Source organism: Actinoplanes sp. M2I2, assembly GCF_023544445.1.
Classification (GTDB): Bacteria; Actinomycetota; Actinomycetes; order Mycobacteriales; family Micromonosporaceae; genus Actinoplanes.
Map to the genome: position 1 here is coordinate 29446 of NZ_JALPVJ010000005.1, position 18873 is coordinate 48318.

General features: G+C 72.0%; 22 protein-coding genes. 10 read left to right on the plus strand and 12 right to left on the minus strand.

Annotation, left to right across the window (positions count from 1 at the left end; genetic code table 11):
• Positions 1–33: 33 nt before the first annotated feature.
• Genes HJC40_RS11055 through HJC40_RS11070 form a run of 4 tightly spaced genes read right to left on the minus strand, consistent with a single transcriptional unit; the run spans position 34 to position 3458 of the window.
• On the minus strand, positions 34–1206 hold the full coding sequence (locus HJC40_RS11055; RefSeq protein WP_250000793.1) for an ABC transporter permease: 1173 nt from the start codon (positions 1204–1206) through the stop codon (positions 34–36).
• 1 nt (position 1207) lies between these two features.
• A complete protein-coding gene (locus tag HJC40_RS11060) occupies positions 1208–1867 on the minus strand; it encodes an ABC transporter ATP-binding protein (RefSeq protein ID WP_250000794.1) in 660 nt (219 codons plus the stop codon).
• A complete protein-coding gene (locus tag HJC40_RS11065; RefSeq protein WP_250000795.1) occupies positions 1864–2919 on the minus strand; it encodes a peptidoglycan-binding protein in 1056 nt (351 codons plus the stop codon). The genes HJC40_RS11060 and HJC40_RS11065 overlap by 4 nt, the downstream gene beginning before the upstream one ends.
• Positions 2916–3458 carry a hypothetical protein gene (locus HJC40_RS11070; RefSeq protein ID WP_250000796.1) on the minus strand — a complete coding sequence of 181 codons (543 nt, stop codon included), beginning with the start codon at positions 3456–3458 and terminating at the stop codon, positions 2916–2918. Before HJC40_RS11070 ends, HJC40_RS11065 begins: the two co-directional genes overlap by 4 nt.
• A gap of 123 nt (positions 3459–3581) precedes the next feature.
• Here HJC40_RS11070 and HJC40_RS11075 point away from each other — a divergent pair, with 123 nt between their 5' ends.
• Both HJC40_RS11075 and HJC40_RS11080 read left to right on the plus strand, forming a co-directional pair.
• Entirely contained in the window at positions 3582–4238 is a 657-nt protein-coding gene (locus HJC40_RS11075) for a response regulator transcription factor (RefSeq protein ID WP_250000797.1), read from the plus strand.
• Positions 4235–5350 carry a HAMP domain-containing sensor histidine kinase gene (locus tag HJC40_RS11080; RefSeq protein ID WP_250000798.1) on the plus strand — a complete coding sequence of 372 codons (1116 nt, stop codon included), beginning with the start codon at positions 4235–4237 and terminating at the stop codon, positions 5348–5350. The genes HJC40_RS11075 and HJC40_RS11080 overlap by 4 nt, the downstream gene beginning before the upstream one ends.
• Positions 5351–5522: 172 nt before the next feature.
• Here the strand turns inward: HJC40_RS11080 and HJC40_RS11085 are convergent, their stop codons facing one another.
• The 3 genes from HJC40_RS11085 to HJC40_RS11095 all read right to left on the minus strand — a co-directional run bounded on the left by HJC40_RS11085 (position 5523) and on the right by HJC40_RS11095 (position 7967).
• On the minus strand, positions 5523–6386 hold the full coding sequence (locus HJC40_RS11085) for a hypothetical protein (RefSeq protein ID WP_250000799.1): 864 nt from the start codon (positions 6384–6386) through the stop codon (positions 5523–5525).
• A gap of 454 nt (positions 6387–6840) precedes the next feature.
• The gene (locus HJC40_RS11090) at positions 6841–7704 is read right to left on the minus strand and encodes a DMT family transporter (protein ID WP_250000800.1); all 864 of its coding nucleotides are present in this window, start codon (positions 7702–7704) and stop codon (positions 6841–6843) included.
• 41 nt (positions 7705–7745) lie between these two features.
• Positions 7746–7967: a hypothetical protein gene (locus HJC40_RS11095; protein ID WP_250000801.1), complete on the minus strand. Its 222-nt coding sequence runs from the start codon at positions 7965–7967 to the stop codon at positions 7746–7748.
• Positions 7968–8041: 74 nt separating this feature from the next.
• Here HJC40_RS11095 and HJC40_RS11100 point away from each other — a divergent pair, with 74 nt between their 5' ends.
• Both HJC40_RS11100 and serA read left to right on the plus strand, forming a co-directional pair.
• Positions 8042–8962, plus strand: a complete 921-nt coding sequence (locus tag HJC40_RS11100) for a phosphotransferase family protein (protein WP_250000802.1) — start codon at positions 8042–8044, stop codon at positions 8960–8962.
• Between the two features lie 184 nt (positions 8963–9146).
• A complete protein-coding gene (gene serA / locus HJC40_RS11105) occupies positions 9147–10364 on the plus strand; it encodes a phosphoglycerate dehydrogenase (RefSeq protein ID WP_284043031.1) in 1218 nt (405 codons plus the stop codon).
• Between the two features lie 57 nt (positions 10365–10421).
• Here the strand turns inward: serA and HJC40_RS11110 are convergent, their stop codons facing one another.
• Positions 10422–11504: a hypothetical protein gene (locus tag HJC40_RS11110; RefSeq protein WP_250000803.1), complete on the minus strand. Its 1083-nt coding sequence runs from the start codon at positions 11502–11504 to the stop codon at positions 10422–10424.
• Positions 11505–12192: 688 nt separating this feature from the next.
• Positions 12193–12849, minus strand: a complete 657-nt coding sequence (locus HJC40_RS11115) for a response regulator transcription factor (RefSeq protein WP_250000804.1) — start codon at positions 12847–12849, stop codon at positions 12193–12195.
• 221 nt (positions 12850–13070) lie between these two features.
• Between HJC40_RS11115 and HJC40_RS11120 the strand changes: the two genes are divergently transcribed.
• The 4 genes from HJC40_RS11120 (at position 13071) to HJC40_RS11135 (ending at position 16469) form a co-directional block, all read left to right on the plus strand.
• Complete coding sequence (locus HJC40_RS11120; protein WP_250000805.1) at positions 13071–13562, plus strand: hypothetical protein; 492 nt, start codon at positions 13071–13073, stop codon at positions 13560–13562.
• A 36-nt stretch (positions 13563–13598) separates the two neighbouring features.
• Positions 13599–14201 carry a methyltransferase gene (locus HJC40_RS11125; RefSeq protein ID WP_250000806.1) on the plus strand — a complete coding sequence of 201 codons (603 nt, stop codon included), beginning with the start codon at positions 13599–13601 and terminating at the stop codon, positions 14199–14201.
• A gap of 67 nt (positions 14202–14268) precedes the next feature.
• Positions 14269–14739: a MarR family transcriptional regulator gene (locus tag HJC40_RS11130; RefSeq protein WP_250000807.1), complete on the plus strand. Its 471-nt coding sequence runs from the start codon at positions 14269–14271 to the stop codon at positions 14737–14739.
• On the plus strand, positions 14736–16469 hold the full coding sequence (locus tag HJC40_RS11135; protein ID WP_250000808.1) for an MDR family MFS transporter: 1734 nt from the start codon (positions 14736–14738) through the stop codon (positions 16467–16469). The genes HJC40_RS11130 and HJC40_RS11135 overlap by 4 nt, the downstream gene beginning before the upstream one ends.
• Before the next feature lie 96 nt (positions 16470–16565).
• Here the strand turns inward: HJC40_RS11135 and HJC40_RS11140 are convergent, their stop codons facing one another.
• Together HJC40_RS11140 and HJC40_RS11145 are read right to left on the minus strand one after the other, a co-directional pair.
• A complete protein-coding gene (locus HJC40_RS11140; protein ID WP_250000809.1) occupies positions 16566–17345 on the minus strand; it encodes a GAF and ANTAR domain-containing protein in 780 nt (259 codons plus the stop codon).
• Between the two features lie 48 nt (positions 17346–17393).
• Positions 17394–17597: a hypothetical protein gene (locus HJC40_RS11145; protein ID WP_250000810.1), complete on the minus strand. Its 204-nt coding sequence runs from the start codon at positions 17595–17597 to the stop codon at positions 17394–17396.
• Positions 17598–17903: 306 nt separating this feature from the next.
• Here HJC40_RS11145 and HJC40_RS11150 point away from each other — a divergent pair, with 306 nt between their 5' ends.
• Together HJC40_RS11150 and HJC40_RS11155 are read left to right on the plus strand one after the other, a co-directional pair.
• Positions 17904–18104, plus strand: a complete 201-nt coding sequence (locus HJC40_RS11150) for a hypothetical protein (RefSeq protein WP_250000811.1) — start codon at positions 17904–17906, stop codon at positions 18102–18104.
• Positions 18105–18120: 16 nt separating this feature from the next.
• A complete protein-coding gene (locus tag HJC40_RS11155) occupies positions 18121–18273 on the plus strand; it encodes a hypothetical protein (protein WP_250000812.1) in 153 nt (50 codons plus the stop codon).
• A 73-nt stretch (positions 18274–18346) separates the two neighbouring features.
• Here the strand turns inward: HJC40_RS11155 and HJC40_RS11160 are convergent, their stop codons facing one another.
• Positions 18347–18868, minus strand: coding sequence for a DUF1360 domain-containing protein (locus HJC40_RS11160; protein ID WP_250001545.1), 522 nt, complete (start codon positions 18866–18868; stop codon positions 18347–18349).
• Positions 18869–18873: the final 5 nt, after the last annotated feature.

An 18873-nucleotide genomic window follows, 5' to 3' on the forward strand; every position in this document is an offset into this window, starting at 1 on the left:
CGGTATCGCCCGCCAGTCGGATGACCCGATCGCTCACGCCGCCACGAGCGCCTCCGTCGGCGCCAGCCGCGCGGCTCGGATCGCCGGGTAGAGGCCGGCCATCGCACCGATCACCACGGTCGCGCCGACACCGCCGACCAGGGCCCACAGCGGCACCACGGTCGGCCAGGCCTGGGTGGTGGCGTACACGCCGGTGACCAGATAGCCGAGCAGCACCCCGGCCGCCCCGCCGAGCAGCGACAACAGCAGGGACTCGGCGACGAACTGGGTGCGGATCTGGCCCCTCGTCGCGCCCAGCGACCGGCGCAACCCGATCTCGGCCCGCCTCTCCAGCACCGAGATCACCATCGTGTTGGCGACCCCGATGCCGCCGACCAGCAACGCCACCGCGCCCAGGCCCAGCAGCAGCGCCGTGAACGTCCGGTCGGTGGCCTGCCGGGCCGCGAGCGCCTCGGAAGGCTGTGACACCCGCACCTCGTCCGGGTTCGACGGGTTGGCCGTCGGCGCCAGCACGGCTCGGACCGCCGGGACGTGGGCGTCGGCCGATCGGGTGTAGACGGTCGTCGGGTGGCCGTCGAAGCTGAGGTACGACTCGGCCGCCTCCCAGCCGACCAGCACCGCCGTGTCGAGCTCGGGCGCCAGCGGCACCGGCGCGAGCACCCCGGTCACGACCCACCGGCGGCCGTCGATGGTGACGGTCGGCCCGTTTCCGAGGCGCTCGGCCGCGGTCGCCCCGAGCACCACGGTCGGGTAGGTCGACCTGACCCACGAGCCCCGCTTCAGCGTCGCGCCCACCGTGGACAGCAGCTCCGGCCGCGCGGCCAGCACCGCGAGCCCACCGGTCTCGCCAGCCGGGATCCGGTCGGTGCGGTAGACCGCCGTCGAGGGCAGCTTGCCGGTCGCGGTGGCCGACTGCACCGGTCCGATCCGCCGGATCATCGGCACCGCCGAGTCGGGCAGCACCGCCTCCTCGCCGAACATGGTCTGCCCGGGGCTGACGGTCAGCAGGTTGGTGCCGAGCGCGGCGAGCGCCCGGTCGAGGTTCGCGCGGCTCGACGCCGAGATGCCGACGACCGCGGTCATCGCCGCTATGCCGATCGCGATGCCCAGGGCCGACAACACCGCCCGCAGCGGCCGCGACTGCAACCCGTACCCGCCGAGGCGCAACAGATCCGACGGCCGCAACCGGCCGGGGGTGAGTGCCATGTCAGATCACCTGCCCGTCGCGCATCGGCACCTGCCGGGGCAGGCTGTCCGCGATCTCGTGGTCGTGGGTGATGACCAGGACCGTGGTGCCCGCCGCGTTGAGCTCGCGCAGCAGCTCGACCACCCCGGCCCCGGACACCGAGTCCAGGTTGCCGGTCGGCTCGTCGGCCAGCAGCACGGCCGGGTCTCCCGCCACCGCCCGGGCGACCGCCACCCGCTGACGTTCACCGCCGGAGAGCTGGTGGGGACGGTGGTCGAGCCGGTCGCCCAGGCCGACCCGCTGCAGCGCGGCCTCGGCGCGCCCCTCGCGCTCCTTGCGGCGTACGCCGGTGTAGAGCAGTCCGTCGGCCACGTTGGCGATCGCGCTCCGGCCCGGCGCCAGGTGGAACTGCTGGAAGACGAAGCCGACCCGGCCGGCCCGCAACGCCGACAACTGCCGGTCGGTCAGCGTCGCCACGTCGTGCCCGTCGATCCGTACGGTGCCGTGGGTGGGCTGGTCGAGCGTGCCGATCAGGTGCAGCATCGTCGACTTGCCCGAGCCGGACGGTCCGACGATCGCCACCAGTTCGCCGTAGGTGACGGTCAGGTCGACGGATCGCAGAGCGGTGACGCCGCCGGGGTACGCCTTCGTGACGCCGGCCAACTCGATGACGGCGTTCACGACGGCATCCCCACGGTCAGTCCCGCTCGGAGGCCGGCGCCCGACACCTCGACCCGGCCGTCGGCGAACAGTCCCGTCCTGACCGGGACGACGCGCGTCCCGCCGGCCTCGACGACCTCCAGGCCGTACCCGCCCTCGGCCAGCGCCAGCAATGCCGGCACCGGCACGGTCAGCACGTCCGGGCGCTTCGACGAGACGAAGCCGACGCTCACGGCGGCCTCGCCCAGCCCCTTCGGCGTCTTGGCGAAGGCGATCGTGACCTCGATCCGGGTGGTGTCCTCCTGGTTGCCCTCGCCCGGTTCGACGACCGTCTCGACCTCGGTGATCCGGCCGGCGGTCGTGCCGCCGTCGGGCAGTTCGATCTCGACCGTCGCCCCATCGCGAGCCAGCCGCTGGTCCTCCACGTCGAGCGGGACCGTCGCCACCATCGACGTGCCGGTCGTCCGGAGCAGTTCCGTGCCGGGCTGCACGACGGCGCCCCGCTCGCTGCTCAGCGAGTCGACCCGGACCGGGCCTTCGGCGTACGCGATCTGGCCGGCCACGACCCGCCCGGTCTCGCCTATGCCCAGGTCGTCCTGCCAGTCCTCGACGGCGGCGGCGGTCGCGGACGTGTATTCGTCGTCGACCGTGAAGCCCGGGTAGCCGAGCGCCCGCAGGTTCTTCTCGAACTGGAGCACGTCGGCGCCCTCGACGCCGGGGCGCAGCGTGCGGTATGCGGGCAGGGTCCCGTACAGGAGGGGAACGGGTTTGTTGTCGAGTCGGTAGAGGGCCTGACCGCGGGTGACGATCGCGCCGCCTGCGGGCAGGGCCGTGACGGTTCCGGAGCCACGGGCAGCGACGGTGGCCGTGTCGCCGTGACCGAGCGTGCCGTCGTGCGATTCGCGGTCGATCAGCGTCTCCTTGGTGATCTCGGTGGTCTCGGCCGGTCCGCTGCCGGCCGGAGGCCCGTCACCGCTCTCGGCCGCGGGCAGGTTGATCACGGTGACGACCGCCGCGACCGCGCCCACGGTGAGGACCCCGGCGACCACGCCGGCCGCTCGCCCGCGGCTCACGCCGAACCCTCCTTGCGCTCCGACCGGCCCTCGGGCATGAACTGCGAGCACTTCTCCTGCGCCTGGTCGAACTTCGGCTGACCCGGGCCGGTCCCGAGCTTGCCCCGGTCGAGCTGGATGGAGCCGTTGGGCTGCGGGTCGGGGAAGTCGGGAATGCCGTTCTCGCGCATGCACTTCGCCATCTGCCGGCCCAGCTCGACCATCTCGGGGTCGGCCCGCTGGGGGTCGCCGCCGTCGGGCGCGAGATGAGAACAGGCCTCCTGGGCAGCTTCGAACTTCGCCGGGTCCAGGCCCTTGGGTGTCTTGACCACCGTGCGCCCCTCCGCGTCGGGATCGGGGAACCAGCTCATGCCGTTCTCCCGCATGCACCGCGCGAATGTCAGCGCCGGGTCCTCGTCGGCCTTCGCGGACGGCGCCGGGCTCGTGGTGGCCGCGCCGCTCTGCGCGGTGGCCACCCCGTCGCCGTCCTGCGCCGGGGACCCACAGGCGGCCACGGCCAGCGACACCATCAATCCGACGATCAAAGCTCGGGTACGCATGGAACGTCTCCTCACCGGCAGCGGTGTGCTGCCACGGCTCGAAGTAGAGCGAGCGCGAGGTTTCCCGGCCGTCACGAAAAAACGTGACGCCCCGGTGACGCGGTCACGCGGCAGGATGGGCAGATGCGGATCCTGGTGGTCGAGGACGAGCCGCTGCTGGCCGACGCGGTGGCGCAGGGGTTGCGTCACGACGCGCACGCGGTCGACGTGGTCTACGACGGCGGCGCCGCGCTGGAACGGGTCGGCGTCAACGACTACGACGTGGTGGTGCTCGACCGGGATCTGCCGGTGGTGCACGGCGACGACGTGTGCCGGGCGCTGGTCGAGCGGGGCGGCGACACGCGGGTGCTGATGCTGACCGCCGCGGCCGGGGTCGACGACCGGGTCACCGGCTTGTCGCTGGGCGCCGACGACTACCTGCCGAAGCCGTTCGCGCTGCGGGAGCTGAGCGCCCGGGTCATCGCGCTGGGCCGCCGGGCCCGGCCGGCCGCCCCGCCGGTGCTGCGCCGGGCCGGCATCAGCCTCGACCCGCACCGGCGCGAGGTGTACCGCGACGGACGGTACGTTCCCCTGTCCCGCAAGGAATTCGCCGTGCTGGCCGAGTTGCTGCGCGCCGACGGGACAGCGGTGTCGGCCGAGACACTGCTCGAGAAGGCGTGGGACGAGAACGCCGACCCGTTCACCCACGCCGTCCGCATGACGATCCTGAAGCTGCGCCGCAAACTCGGCGACCCACCCGTCGTCCTCACCGAAGCAGGAGTGGGGTACCGCATCCCATGAGACTCACCGTGCGTGGCCGGCTCACCCTCGTCTACGGGGGATTGTTCGTGCTCGCGGGCCTGGTGCTGCTCGGCGCCACCGCTGTGCTGGTGTCGCAGCGGCTGCCCAACGTGCTCGCCAAGTCCGAGCGGACGGCTCCCCTGCCCGGCGTGGCCGGCGACCTGACTGAGACGCGGCAGTACTTCGAGGCGAGCGCCAGCGGCGCAGTGAGCACGCTGCTGTCCCAGGGCGGGATAGCGCTGCTCGTGGTGAGCGCCGCCGCCATCGCCCTGGGCTGGCTGATCGCCGGCCGCATGCTGCACCCGCTGCAGCAGATCACCGCAACCGCCCGCCGCATCGCCGACGCGCCCGACGCCGACCGCGGTCTGCACGAGCGGATCGCGCTGACCGGTCCCGACGACGAGATCAAGGAGCTCGCCGACACGTTCGACATCATGCTGGCCCGGCTCGACCACTCGTTCGACGGCCAGCGGCGGTTCATCGCGAGCGCCTCGCACGAACTGCGCACCCCGCTGACCCTCAACCGCACGCTGCTCGAGGTGGCGCTCACCCAGGAAGCCGCGCCCGAGCAGGTACGCCAGCTCGGCACGACGCTGCTGGCCATCAACGACCGGCACGGCCGGCTGATCGACGGCCTGCTGCTGCTGGCCCAGTCCGAGCGACCGGTGGCCGAGCGGTCCTATGTCGACCTGGCCGACATCGTCGACCACGTCGCCGTCTCGGACACGGTCAAGGTGATCACCGAGCCCGGCGAAGCGACGGTGTCCGGCAACCCGGTGCTGCTCGAGCGGCTGGTGCAAAATCTGGTCGAGAACGGCGTACGCCACAACCTGCCCGCGAACGGCTGGGTCCGGGTACGCACCGGCTCACGGGCGGACGGCTGGGCCGTGCTCGAGGTCAGCAACTCGGGCCCGGTCGTGCCCCGATACGAGGTGCCCGGCCTGTTCGAGCCCTTCCACCGGTACGGCACGGAACGACTGCACGCGTCCGGCGCCGGCCTGGGCCTGTCGATCGTCCGAGCCGTGGCCCGCGCCCACGGCGGCGAAGCCCGAGCCGACGCCCGCGACGAGGGCGGCCTGATCGTCACGGTCACCCTGCCGCGAGCCCTCTGACCCCGGACCCGGCTCGCGGTTCCGCCCGCTGCCCCGTCGCTGTACCGCCCGCCGCCCCGTCGCTGTACCGCCCGCCGCCCCGTCGCTGTACCGCCCGCCGCCCCGTCGTTCTTCCGCCCGCCGCCCCGTCGTTCTTCCGCCCGCCGCCCCGCTGCTCTTCCGTTCGCCGACCTCAGTCGGGTTCCGTCTCTCCGCCGTCGGGGTGGTCGGCCATCACCGAGGCGTCGACGCGGCCCACCGTCATCCGGTCGAACAGCGGCGACAGATCGGGCGACCGATAACCCGGCTTGATGACCATCATGGCGCCCTCGGCGCCGGGCAGGCAGATACCCAGCCCGGCCGGCAGTCCTTCGCGTTCGATCACCCGCCGCTCGGGAAACCCCGGTCCGCAGCGGCCGTACGCCCCATCCGGCCGACTGATGATCGCGTCGACGTACTGCAGACCCGTCCCGTCGTCGCGCAAGGACATCGACACGGTGTAGCGGCCGGCCCAGGTGCCGCTCAGGTGGTGACCCGGCACCTGCGGAACGTAGAGCGGCAGTCCGACCGCCTCGAACTTCCCGGCGCGCCACCGGTGCTGGCAGACCCAGGTGAACAGCACCGCGACGGCGAGAACGAGAGCGAGCCCGGCCACCGCCCATCGCTTGCCGTTCGAGGTCGCCGAGGCCTCGACCAGCACGTGCGTCATGATCGCCGCGGTGCCCCAGATGAGCGCGGCCCCGGCGTTGTCCCGTTCGAGACCGGCCACGAGTGGCAGCACCACCACCGGCAGCAGCACCAACGGGACCACGACGTGCGCCGGCGACCACGCACGCCCCGCACCTGGCAGCACTCGAATCCCCGCGATGACCATCGCGGCGCCGATCCCCCCGGCCAGCGACCCGAACAACCCGATCGAGAAGTCCTGATCGGCGTAGTCCATGACCTGATATTCACCGAGCCCGGCGAACACCATCCCGAGCGCCACGGCCGTGACCGTCCCACAGACCAGACCCCTGATCACCCACGAGCCCGGCGCCGCCGCATCGACAGTCATCACCCGATCTTCGCAACACCCGGCAAAGCCCCGCCGCTGCCCGCGGACAGCGCGGCACGAGCGGCGATGGCAAAGGCGGCGATTCCGCCAGCGGCACATCGCGGGTAGCAAGCCGCAGTTCCGAGCAACACCGGTGGCGCCTCCGCGGGCGACGAAGCCGGCGTTTCCACCAGCGGCGCAGCGCGAGTAGCAAAGCGCGGTTCCGAGCAACACCGGCGGCACCTCCGCGGGCGACGCAGCGTGAGACGAAGCCGGCGTTTCCACCGGCGGCGCAGCGCGGGCTGCGCAGACGGGCGGCGGGCGGGCGGCGAGACGGCGCCTGCGTGGGCAGCTCAACACGGGCGGCGGGCGGGCGGCGAGACGGCGCCTGCATGGCAGCGCAAGATGAGCAACACCAGCGTGAGGGGCAGCCCGCGTGAGCGGCAGCGTGCGGACGGCACCCAGCGGGTGGGTGTCAGGCTGTGACGTCGGCTCGGGAGGTGGTGTCGGTGGCGTCGTCGGACGGGGTGTAGGTGGCGGCGTGGCGGGCCAGGCCGATGACGCCGAGGGTCATGAGCGCGGCGGCGCCGGCGATGACGGCCACGCCGACGGCGCCGAAGCGGAAGCTCTCGCCGAAGACGATGACGCCGGCGGTCGCGGCGACGACCGGGTTGGTGACGCTCACCGTGGCCAGCGGGGCAGCCAGGCCGGCGCGGCCGTAGGAGAGCTGGCTCAGCAGGTAGCCGCCCGTCGAGAAGACGAGCACCGCGACCGCGGCGAGCGGCGACACGGCGGCGGCGCCGCCGTCGGAGAGCGCGGCCAGCACTGCCTTGGAGAGCACCGAGGCGATGCCGAACGCCGTGCCCGCCGCGGCCGCCAGCAGGATCGACCGCACCCGCGGGCCGGTGCGCCACGCGGCCAGCGACAACAGCACCACCAAGCCGACGGTGATCAGGATGAGACGGCGGTCGGCCGGCGCGCCGAGCAGCTCGGGATCGGGGGGCTCGACGGACAGCGACAGGATCAGGGACAGGCCGACCACGGTGAGGATCGCGTCGACCCAGGCGGCGCGGCTGATCGGGATCTGCAGACGCACGGCGGCGATCGGCAGCGCGAAGAGCAGGGTCAGCGTGCCCAGCGCCTGTACCACGGCGATCGTGCCGAAATTGAGCGCGACCACGTGCAGCACGACGCCACCACCGGTGAGCAGCAGGGCGACCGCCCACCGCGTCACCCCGCGCTGACCGTGCTCGGCCAGACGTTCCTGGGCGACCGCCGCAGCCGCGTAGCTGGCTGCGGAAAGCACCGAGAACGCGACCGCCCACCCCAGCGATCCCATGTGCACCCCCTCGGACGAGTCTGCCAGACCCGCGCTGCAGCTCAGCCCGTGTCGCATGTCACCCGTGCGTGGCGGCGGGCCTCGGCCAGCCGGGCCGCGTGGCGGTCGATCAAGCCGTGGGCCCGGCGGCGGGCGTGGTGCTCCCGCTCGGCCCGGCGGGCCACACGACGGCGTTCGGACTCCTCGGCGGCGGCGTGAACGCGCTCCGGCCAGGTCTGCGGCTCGGTGCGCGGCTGAGGATCCCAGATCCTTCTTGGTGACATGGGGAGATTGTTCCGTGGGGGTGTGACAGAAAATCTCCCTCGCTCAGGACGGGTCCGGCTGTCACGATCACGGGATGGTGCCGGCAGCCGGAACGAGGATCGGGTGGGCTGATCTGCCCGCCGACGTACGCGAACAGGTCGAGGGGATCATCGGTGGGCGGGTCGTCGAGGCCGTGTCGCAGACCGGCGGTTTCTCCCCGGGCACAGCCGACCGGGTGGTCACCGAGGCCGGCCGTCGTGCTTTCGTCAAGGCGGTCACCCCGGCCCTCAACGAGCACTCGGCCGAGCTGGCCCGGCAGGAGACGCGCATCACCTCGGCCCTGCCCGACCACGTCCCCGCGCCGCGGGTGCTGGGCTGGATCGACGACGGCGACTGGGTCGTGCTGGTCCTCGAGGACATCGAGGGCTCTCACCCCCGTACGCCCTGGGTGGAGGGTGAGATCGACGCGGCCGTGACCGCCCTCGCCCAGCTCGCCGAATCGCTCACGCCGGCGCCGTTGACCGTCCCGGCCGTGACCTCGATCCTCACCGAGGGCTTCGCCGGCTGGCGACGGATCGCCGCCGACCCACCGGCCGACCTCGACCCGTGGGCCGCCGCACACCTGCCCGAGCTGATCGCCGCGGCCGAGCGTGGACTGGCCGCCATCAGCACCGGGGACACGCTGGCGCACTGTGACATCCGGGCCGACAACATGCTCGTCCGTCCCGACGGGCGGCTCGTGATCGTCGACTGGCCGTGGGGCGCCATCGCGCCGATCTGGTTCGACCGGGTGCTTCTGGCGCTCAACGTCACCGTGCACGGCGGCGATCCCGAACGGGTGATCGCGGGCCTCGACCGGCGGATCGTCACCGACGTCTTCGCGGGATTCGCCGGGTTCTTCCGCGACGTCTCGCGCCTCGCGCCGCCGCCGTCCCTGCCCTCCGTCCGGGCGTTCCAGCGATGGCAGGCCGACGCGCTGCTGCCCTGGCTCGGCACGGAACTGCGCACGTCGTGACGTCCGGGCCATCGATCTGATCCGCAGCGACGCCCCACGCGTATCCCCGCCCGCCGGCACCGGCATCGCATCAGGTGGGAGGTCCGGCACACCGGCCGGGGGCGGGCGGTCCAGGGCACTAGTCTGGGTAGTCGGGCTTCGGCGTGGCGGCCCGGACCGGCCACCATCACACACGGAACGGAACATGATGACCGACCAGGCCAAGGTGCGAGTCCTCCTGTTGGAGAGCATCCATCCCGACGCGGTGTCCCGGCTCGAGGCGGGCGGATACGAGGTCGAGTCCGTCCGCAACGCCCTCGACGAGTCCGAGCTGATCGCCCGCATCCGCGGCGTCCACTTGCTCGGCATCCGCTCCAAGACCCAGGTCACGGCCAAGGTCCTCGACGCGGCCGACAGCCTCGTCGCGATCGGCGCGTTCTGCATCGGCACCGACCAGATCGACCTGACCGCCGCCTCGGCGAATGGCATCGCCGTGTTCAACGCGCCGTTCTCCAACACCCGCTCGGTCGTCGAGCTGGCGATCGCCGAGATCATCTCGATGACCCGGCGGCTGACCGAGAAGAACGCGCTGATGCACACCGGCGTCTGGGACAAGTCGGCCGAGGGCGCTCACGAGATCCGCGGCCGCCGGCTCGGCATCATCGGGTACGGCAACATCGGCACCCAGCTGTCGGTGCTCGCGGAAAACCTCGGCATGTACGTGTCCTTCTACGACACCGCCGACAAGCTCGCTCTGAGCAACGCCCACCGCTGCGCGAGCATCGAGGAGCTGCTCGAGACCAGCGACGTCGTGACCCTGCACGTCGACGGTCGCCCCGGTAACGCCGGCTTCTTCGGCGCCGAGCAGTTCAAGCGGATGCGCGAGGGCGCCCTCTTCCTCAACCTCTCGCGCGGCATCGTGGTCGACCACGTCGCGCTGCGCGAGGCCCTCGAGAGCGGCCATCTCGCCGGCGCCGCGGTCGACGTCTTCCCGTCCGAGCCCAAGGGCCGTGGCGACGAGTTCGTCTCCGAGCTGCGCGGGCTGCCCAACGTGATCCTCACCCCGCACATCGGCGGCTCGACCGAGGAGGCGCAGTCCGACATCGGCGGGTTCGTGGCCAACAAGCTGGCCTCGTTCGTCGAGGACGGCAACACCACCCTGAGCGTCAACCTGCCCGGCGTCGCGCTGCCCGAGCAGGCCGGTCAGAGCCGCATCGGCCATGTGCACGTCAACACCCCGGGCGTGCTGGCCCAGGTCAACAGCATCCTCGCCGAGCACAAGGTCAACGTGGAGGGTCAACTGCTGAGCACCCGCGGCGAGTACGGCTATCTGATCACCGACATCAGCGGTGGCTTCAGCGACGAGGTGCTGGAGCGGCTGCGCGCGATGGAGCAGACCGTCCGCCTGCGCGTGCTGTCCTGACCCGTCGGCACTGATCTGCCGGTCGTAACTGAGAGGGGCGCCGAACCGGCGCCCCTCTCAGCCGTTCTCGACCGTGAGCGCGGTGATCGGCGCGCCCGCGCCGACGTCGTAGCGGTTCTGCACCGCCCAGTTCTTCGGCGTGAGCGTCGAGCCGGGCACCACATCCCGGAGCGTACGGGTGCCGGCGACCACGGTCTTGGCGCCGCCGCCCACCTTCACCCGCACCGGGCTGCCGGCCGGCGACCGCACGACCAGCTTCTCCACCGCGCCGTTCACCTTGATCGGCACGGTGCCGTCGGGACGCGCGAGGGTCAGCTGCGCCGAGCGCGTGCCGCCGACCATCTCGACCCCGCTGACCTGCCCGCCGCTGAGGTCGAGGACCTGCTCCTCGGCATAGCCGGCCAGGCGCACCGACCAGCGCACCTTGGCCGCCAGCACGACGTCGATCACGCCGCCGGTGCCGTCGCCGTCGCTGGTGACCTGCAGTTTCACGTCGTCGTTGCGGAGCGCCGGGCTGGGCCGGAAGCCGGCGTCCTCGGGGGTGGAGATGCGGAACAGGTCGTCGCCGAGCTCGCCGATCGAGAGGTTGACCCGGTTGGCCGCGGCCAGCATCTCGAAGGTGGCCTGGCTGCGGTTGTCGAGCGGGGCGGTCACGGTGCGCTTGCCGGACTCGCCCGCGCCGAGCTGGAGGACCGAGTCGAGCTCGTCGTCGTTGCCGGTGAAGTAGACGACCCCGACGATGCCGCCGGCGATCAGCACGATCAGGCTGAGCAGGACGATGCCGACGGTGACCGCACGTGACTGACGGGGCGGCGCGGCCACCTCGCCGGCGCGGACCGGCGGCGCCACCGGGCGGCGCTCGGCCGTCTCGGAGAGCGCACGCTGCTCATCGGCGTCGAGGAAACGGCGGAACTCGCCGGTGTCGGCGACGCGGCGCTGCTCCCCGGTGCCACCGGCACGCCGGACCGGAAGCTCGGACGGATCCGCACCCGTCGGCGCCGGCCAGACGGCCTGACCCGACGAGGAAGACCACCCGGAATCAGCCGACGAGGACGACCATCCGGACTCGGCCGAAGCGGCGGGCCACGCGGACTCGGCCGAAGCAGCCGGCCACGCCGGCTCGGCCGAAGCAGCAGGCAACGTCGGCTCAGCCGACGGGGAGAACCGCGCCGACTCCCCCGAAGCAGCCGGCCACGCGGGCTCAGCCGACGGAGAGAACCGCGCGGGCTCCCCCGAAGCGGCCGGCCATGCGCGCTCGGCCGGCCGGCTCCCGGTCGGCGGCGGAGCCGGCGGCGTCGGCGGCGGAGCCGGCGGCGTCGGCGGCGTCGCTGCCGCAGGCGTCGCTGCTATGGGCGTCGCTGCCGCGGGCGGCGCCATCGGCGGGGCCGCGGGCGCGGCCGGCGACGTGGGTGACGCCGGGTGACGTACGGGAGAGATCGGCTCCGACGAGAAGCCGAAGGAGATCCGGCTGGAGGTCGCCCCCGGCGCGCCCGGCCCGAAATCCTCAGCGTTCACGACCGGAGTCTCCCCGGTCGCGGTCTCCCCGGCCGGGCCCGCTCCGCCGGCTCCGAACCACCGGGGTGGGTCGGTCGCCGGGCGGGCCGGTGGTCGGCGGTACATGGTGTCGCGGGAGCCGCCCCCAGGCGATCCCGGTATCGACGGCTCGGCCACCGCCACATCGGACGGTGTCCCACCAGCCGCTGCTCGGTCAGCTGCTGCTCGGTCCACGCGAAGCCCTTCCCCTGTCGGCGCGGTGTCGCGCCATTCCCCGGAAACAGGTACGGATTTCGCGTCTTCCCGGATGAGTACCGAGCAGAACTACTTAGGGTTACTGCCGCCCGGGTCGTACCAGGCCACGGCGGGTGGCGATCGCGACCGCCTCGAGCTGGCTGTGCGCGCCCAGTTTGGCCAATACGGCCTTCACGTACCCGCGACAGGTGTGCAGGCTGATGCCGAGACGCCGGGCGATGGCGCGGGCGTCCAGACCGGCCGCCATCAGCTGGAGCACCTCGTCCTCACGGGCGGTGAGGCCGCCACCTCGCGGGCCCACCACCGGGCTGGTGCTCCGGAGCAACCGGGCGAGGATGTCGGTCGACACCGTCATGCCGCCGCCGTGCGCGGTGCGCAACGCGTTGAGCACATCACCGAGCGCGCCGTTCTTGGACAGGAAGCCGGCCGCTCCGGCCGCGGTCGCCCGGCCGACGAGCGCCGATTCATCGCTCGCGGTGAGGATCACCACACGGGTGTCCGGCTGGCGCACCCGCAGCAGTTCAGCGATCGCAATTCCGTCCGCATCGGACAAATCCGGATCGAGAAGGATGACGTTGGGGCGGAGCTCGGCGGCGAGACGGAGAGCCTCGGCCCCGGTGAGCGCGTGCCCGACGTACTTCAGGTCGGGCTGGCCGGCCAGAGCGTGCCCGAGCAGCTCAGCGAACGTCTGATGGCCGTCGACGACGAGCACGCTGATCGCATCGCCGTTAGTCATGCGCCACCTTTCACCGAAACCCGACCGTGGAAGTGTAAGGAGTATCAGCTCTCATCTTTGCCGTACCAACAGGCTGGTGGTGCACCGGCCCGGTTCGGCCCCGCCGGTACACCCGACGGGCGGTTGAGTCCGAGCGGACGCGATAACCAGTCTTTCGGGTGAGGCCACCCCTCGCATTGGGGCTTGTTGCCATGACTCCCTCGACAGCAGAGTTCCGAAACATGTTCGACATCCAGCTTTTCGGTCGTCTCGAGGTCCGGACCAGGGGCGTCGTCCTGACCGGCACCGACTTCGGCGGCGACCATCCGCGGCGCATCCTGGCTCTTCTCGCGCTGCGCGGCGCAATGTCCACCTCGGAGCTGGCCGGCCTGCTGGGTGAAAAGAAGAAGACCGTCGAAAGCGACATGTCACTCCTCCGGGACAGGCTGGAGCCCGGCGCGACACCCGGCGACTCCGTCGTCCGCCGCCGGGCCGGCCGCTGGTCGCTCGACCCGGAGCAGGTCCGGGTCGACGCCGCCCGCTTCGACGAGCTGGTCGCGGCGGCCGCCGCCCGTCCCGCCGATCGTGCCGTCAAGCCGCTGACCGCGGCCGCCTACCTCGCCAGCCGGCCGCTGCTCGAGGACGAGGACGAGCCGTGGGCCGCCGCGGCCCGGGCCGAATACCGGGCGAAGTTCACGACCGCGCGACTCGACGACGTGACACGGGTCAATTAGCGAGCGGCGGGCCGCCGGGGCCCGCACAATCGCCGCGTGCCCCCACCGCTGACCGCCCTGCGGCCACTGCCCTTCGTACCCGAGATCTCGCTCTATCTGGCGGACTCGTCGGCCGGGCTGTTCGACGCCACGGACGGCGAGTTCCACAGCGACGAACCGCCCCCGTTCTGGGCTTTCGCCTGGGCCGGCGGTCAGGCTCTGGCCCGCTATCTGCTCGATCATCCGGAGACGGTCGCCGGTCGCGTCGTCCACGATCTGGCCACCGGCAGCGGCATCGCCGCGATCGCCGCCGCCCGGGCCGGCGCCGCCGAGGTGGCCGCGACCGACCTCGACCCCGCGGCGGAGGCGGCGGCCGGGCGCAACGCCGCCGCCAACCAGCTCACGCTGCGGGCGCGGCCTTCCGCGCGGCCCGACGTCCTGCTGGCCGGGGACGTCTTCTACAGCCCCACCGTCGCAGCCGAGATGACACGACGCCTCCGGGCGGCCCGGCGGGAGTCGGCGCAGGTGCTGGTCGGTGACCCCGGGCGGGGGTACTTCCCGGAACGGCTCTTCGAGCGCGTGGCCGAGTACGTCGTGCCGGTTCCGGCCGTTCTCGAGGAGACCGAGACGCTTGTCACAGCCGTCTGGCGGATGAGGTGACTTAGTTTCATCGACCAACCAGTTGTAGTCTGCACGCAACCTCCTTCCACCTTCTCGAGGCTGGACCGTGGACGAATCAGACGCCAGTGATGGCATCCCGCAGATCGCCGACGAACTTGTGCGGTTCCACCGACTCGTGGCCCGCGCCAGAGGCATGCTCAATGTCGGAGACCTGGGGGCGGAGTTCTCCGCGCTGATGCTGCTCTTCCCGCTGCGTGACCGGGGCCCGATGCGGGCCACCGATCTCGCCGAGATCAAGCAGGCCGACCCCTCGACGATCAGTCGTCAGGTCGCCCAACTGGTCAAGGCCGGTCTCGCCCGCCGCGAGGCCGACCCCGAGGACGGCCGCGCCTCACGGCTCGCGATCACCGACGCGGGCCTGGTGGCCGTCGTACGGCTCGAGGAGGCACGTCAAGCCTGGCTGCGTGAGGTGCTGAGCGACTGGCCCGCGGGCCGGGCCGCCACCTTCGCCGGCCTCTTCGCAGAATTCAACAGCTCGGTCGAGGCCCACCTCGCCACACCTCGGGAGAACGCGTGAGCAACTCCGATTCCACCGCCGCGGCGCCCGCGCCGGCGTCCGGGGAATTCACCCACCGTCAGGTCCTGACGATCCTCGGCGGCCTCATGATGGGCATGTTCCTGGCCGCCCTGGACCAGACGATCATGGCCACGGCCACCCGCACCATCGCGGACGACCTGCACGGCTTCGACATCCAGGCCTGGGCCACCACGGCCTTCCTGATCACCTCGACGATCTCGACGCCGCTCTACGGCAAGCTCTCCGACCTCTACGGCCGGCGGCCGTTCTTCCTGTTCGCGATCGCCATCTTCGTCGTCGGCTCGTTCCTCTGCGGTCTCTCCCAGAACATGTACGAGCTGGCCGCGTTCCGGGCCATCCAGGGCATCGGCGCCGGCGGCCTGATGTCGCTGGCGCTCGCCATCATCGGCGACATCGTGCCGCCTCGCGAACGTGCCAAGTACCAGGGCTACTTCCTCGCGGTCTTCGGTACGGCGAGCGTGCTCGGCCCGATCCTGGGCGGCTTCTTCGCCGGCGCCGACAGCATCCTCTGGGTCGACGGCTGGCGCTGGGTGTTCTACCTCAACGTCCCGATCGGCATCGCCGCCATGATCGTGGTCGCCCGCGTGCTGCACCTGCCGCACCAGCGCGTCGACCACCGCATCGACTGGCCCGGCGCGCTCGCGCTGATCGTCGGCCTGGTGCCGCTGCTGACCATCGCCGAGCAGGGCCGCACCTGGGGCTGGGACTCCGGCCGGGCGTTCCTCTGCTACATCATCGGCGCGATCGGCCTGGTCGCCTTCGTGCTGGCCGAGCGGGCGTACGGGGATGAGGCCCTGCTGCCGATCCGGTTGTTCCGCAACCGGACGGTCGCCGTCGGCGCCACCTCGAGCACGATCCTGGGCATGGCCATGTTCGGTGGCCTGATGACCGTCCCGCTGTACCTGCAGATCGTGAAGGGCTCGACCGCGACCGCAGCCGGCCTGCAGATGATCCCGTTCGTCTTCGGCATCATGTCCGGCTCGATCATCTCGGGTCAGCTGATCGCCCGCACCGGCCGCTACCGGATCTTCCCGATCATCGGCAGCACCCTCATGGTGATCTCGCTGGCCCTGTTCGCGACCATCGGCGCCGACACCCCGCTGTGGCGGGTCATGCTGATCATGGTCGTGATGGGCCTCGGCCTGGGCGGCAACATGCAGCCGATGATCACCGCCGTGCAGAACGCGGTGTCCCCGCGCGAGATCGGCGTGGCGACCAGCTCGGTGACGTTCTTCCGCTCGATGGGCGGCACGCTCGGCACCGCGGTCTTCCTCTCGGTCCTCTTCAACGTGCTGCCCGGCAAGATCAGCGGCGCCTTCCAGACCGCGGAGGCCACCCCCGAGTTCCAGCGGGCCCTGGCGGCCGACCCGGCCCAGGCCCAGACCTTGCAGCAGGCCACCGGCGGCGACGCGCTGAGCGACACGTCGTTCCTGAGCCGCCTGTCGGACGTGGTGGCGCACCCGTTCAAGGTGGGCTTCTCCGACGGCATCCAGGTCGTGTTCCTGCTGGCCCTGGCCGTGATGGTGATCGGCCTGATCGTGGTCTTCTTCCTGCCCGAGATCCCGCTCAGCAACCGCTCGGCCCAGCAGCAGCGGGCCGACGACCTGCTGGCCGCGGAGAACAGCATGGGCGTTCCCGGCGAGGTGGGCGCGGGTCCCCTCACCGACGAGGAGATCCACACGCCGAACAGCCCGACGAAGTCCCGCTGACGCCGGGGCGGCCCGCGTACCGATCGATCGGTACGCGGGCCGCCCCGGCACTCGCGACCGGGGCCGTTTCAGGCGTTGCGGGGAGCCGCGGCGGTCTCAGGCGTTGCGGGCGACCGCGGCGATGAGGCGGTCGGCCACGGCGTGGCGGTCGAGTCCGAGGCGCTGGGCGGTGTCGCGCAGGACGTCGTAGGCCTCCTGCACCCCGCAGCCGCGCTGAGCGATGATCACGCCGATGGCCCGGTCGACGGTGGCACCGGAGCTCTGGGCCTCGCGGCGGCGAAGCCCGTCGAACAGGACCTCGGCCTGGTTGGCCAGGGCCATCGCGGTGAGCAGACGGTCGGCGCCGGAGGCGTCGACGGTGTCGAAGTACAGGCTGAGCGCGCCCACCTCGGCCCGGGGCAGGTCGAGCGGGATAGCGGCCATGGCATGCACGCCCTCGGCCCGCGCGGCCTCGGCCAGTTCCGGCCAGCGGGCGTCCAGGGCCAGGTCCGGCACGGTGACCAGGGCCCGGGTGCGGGCGGACTCCAGACCGGGGCCGATGGTGCCGGCGGCGTACTGGATGCGGTCGACCGCGGTGCCGGGGCCGCCGTGGCCGGCGTGGGTCAGAGGAACGCCCTCGCCGATCAGGACGACCGAGCAGCGGACGACGCCGGGCAGCGCACGGGCGCCGAAGGCGGCCAGTCGTTCCAGCGCCTGGGTGAGCGTGTCGGCCGAGAGCAGGCGGGCGGTGAGCTCGTGCAGGAGGCCGGCCAGCTCGACGGGGTGCGGACCGGCGGGCTCGGCCGGACGGGCCGGAGGACGGGCGCGCCGGGGACGGGTCACCACGCGAGCGGGACCGCGGTCCGGGGGTGAAACCCGGCGATAAGGGGCAGACACGCCGGGCATCCTTCCATGACCATCGACGACCGCGTAAGTCTTGTGCCTCTACCGGGTGGTTTCATCGGGGTCGGCCGTCTGGTCCGAGCGCCGGTGCTCCAAGAAAGAGCTCGGCGCTGCCTCGAGGTCGCGCTCGCGCTCGTCGGACTCTTCGAGAATCGCCTCGGCCTGCGCCTGCGGGTCCGCGCTGCCGGTCACCCGCTCCTCGGGGAGCAGGTCCGCGGCCCGATGCCCGATCCGGTCGTCACTCATGGGTGATCAGCTACCCGCGACATCGATCGAGAAACGCGGCGGCCGAGCCGGACAAGCACCGAAAAAGGGTGCGCCGCCCTCGGCTGGGCCGGGGGCGGCGCGGGTGTCGGTGTGCAGGTCGCCTCGCGGCGAGTGGCTCAACACGGCTCCAGCCGAACGGTAATCCGTGAAGGCAATGGGTGAGGCCCGGGGACACTGGGCACACCGACACCTGTTCACAACTGTCGGACCCTGGGCGGGATTCCGGCAGCACATGTGACGCCGATCACAACGTTTGGGCCGACCGGCCCCGGGTAGCCCGATGCCGTGACGGATGACATTCGTGAGGTGGACGCCTTTCTCGACGACGCCTTCGACGGCCAGGAGCGGTTGACCAGCGCCGACCTGCAGCGGCGAGCGATCGCCGCCGACCTGAGCGCCCTGGCGCTCACCCGGATCGACGCGTTGCCCGAGGGCGAGTACGCCCAGGACGAGGCGGCCGAAGCAATGCGAGCTCTCGAGGTCTGACGGAGGGAGTGGCCCGATGGAACCGATCGGTGACCCGGACGAGCAGGAAGACTTCGCCGGCGAGCACGACGGCACGACGGTGGACGACGACGTCACGGCCGACCGTGACGACGCCGAACCTGAGAGCCCGGACGGCTGGTCCGGTCTGGACAAGGACGGCCCGCCCTGACGTGACGGCGACAGCACGAAGGCCCGTCCGGGCGTGAACGCCGGGCGGGCCTTCGCATGTACCGGGGACCGGCCTACTGGCCTTCGGTGGACTTCTTGGCCGCGTCATAGCCGAACTGGAGGAAGTCCGACACGGCCGTCGCCGTCAGCGCCACCGCGACCAGACGGGTCAGCCGGGGCGCCAGCACGAGACCGCCGGTCAGCCCCGTCGCCACCCACACCGCCAGGCAGAACGGGCAGCTGACGAGCTCGCCGATGCTGTGCTTGAGCGTGCCGTCCGGGTGGAGCACGTCCTCGTTGAGCTCGGAGGCTCCGGTCGGCTCGGTGTAGCGCGTGAACGGAGCCCGCAACGGGCTGGTCACCGCATCCTTGGCGATCAGCCGGCTCAGCTTGTGGGTGGCCAGGGACAGCAGCACCACGTCGGCGGTCGCCGGGCGTTCGGGGGCCGGTTTGCCGGTCACCTTGGCCGCCCCGGCCAGGGCGCCGGCCAGGGCGGTGAAGCCCCCCATGGCCGCCAGATAGCCGCCGAGCGGCCGATGCTCGTGAGGGGCGTAGGACCGCTCGACACGCGTCAGACGCGCGCGCACTGACTGGATCAAGG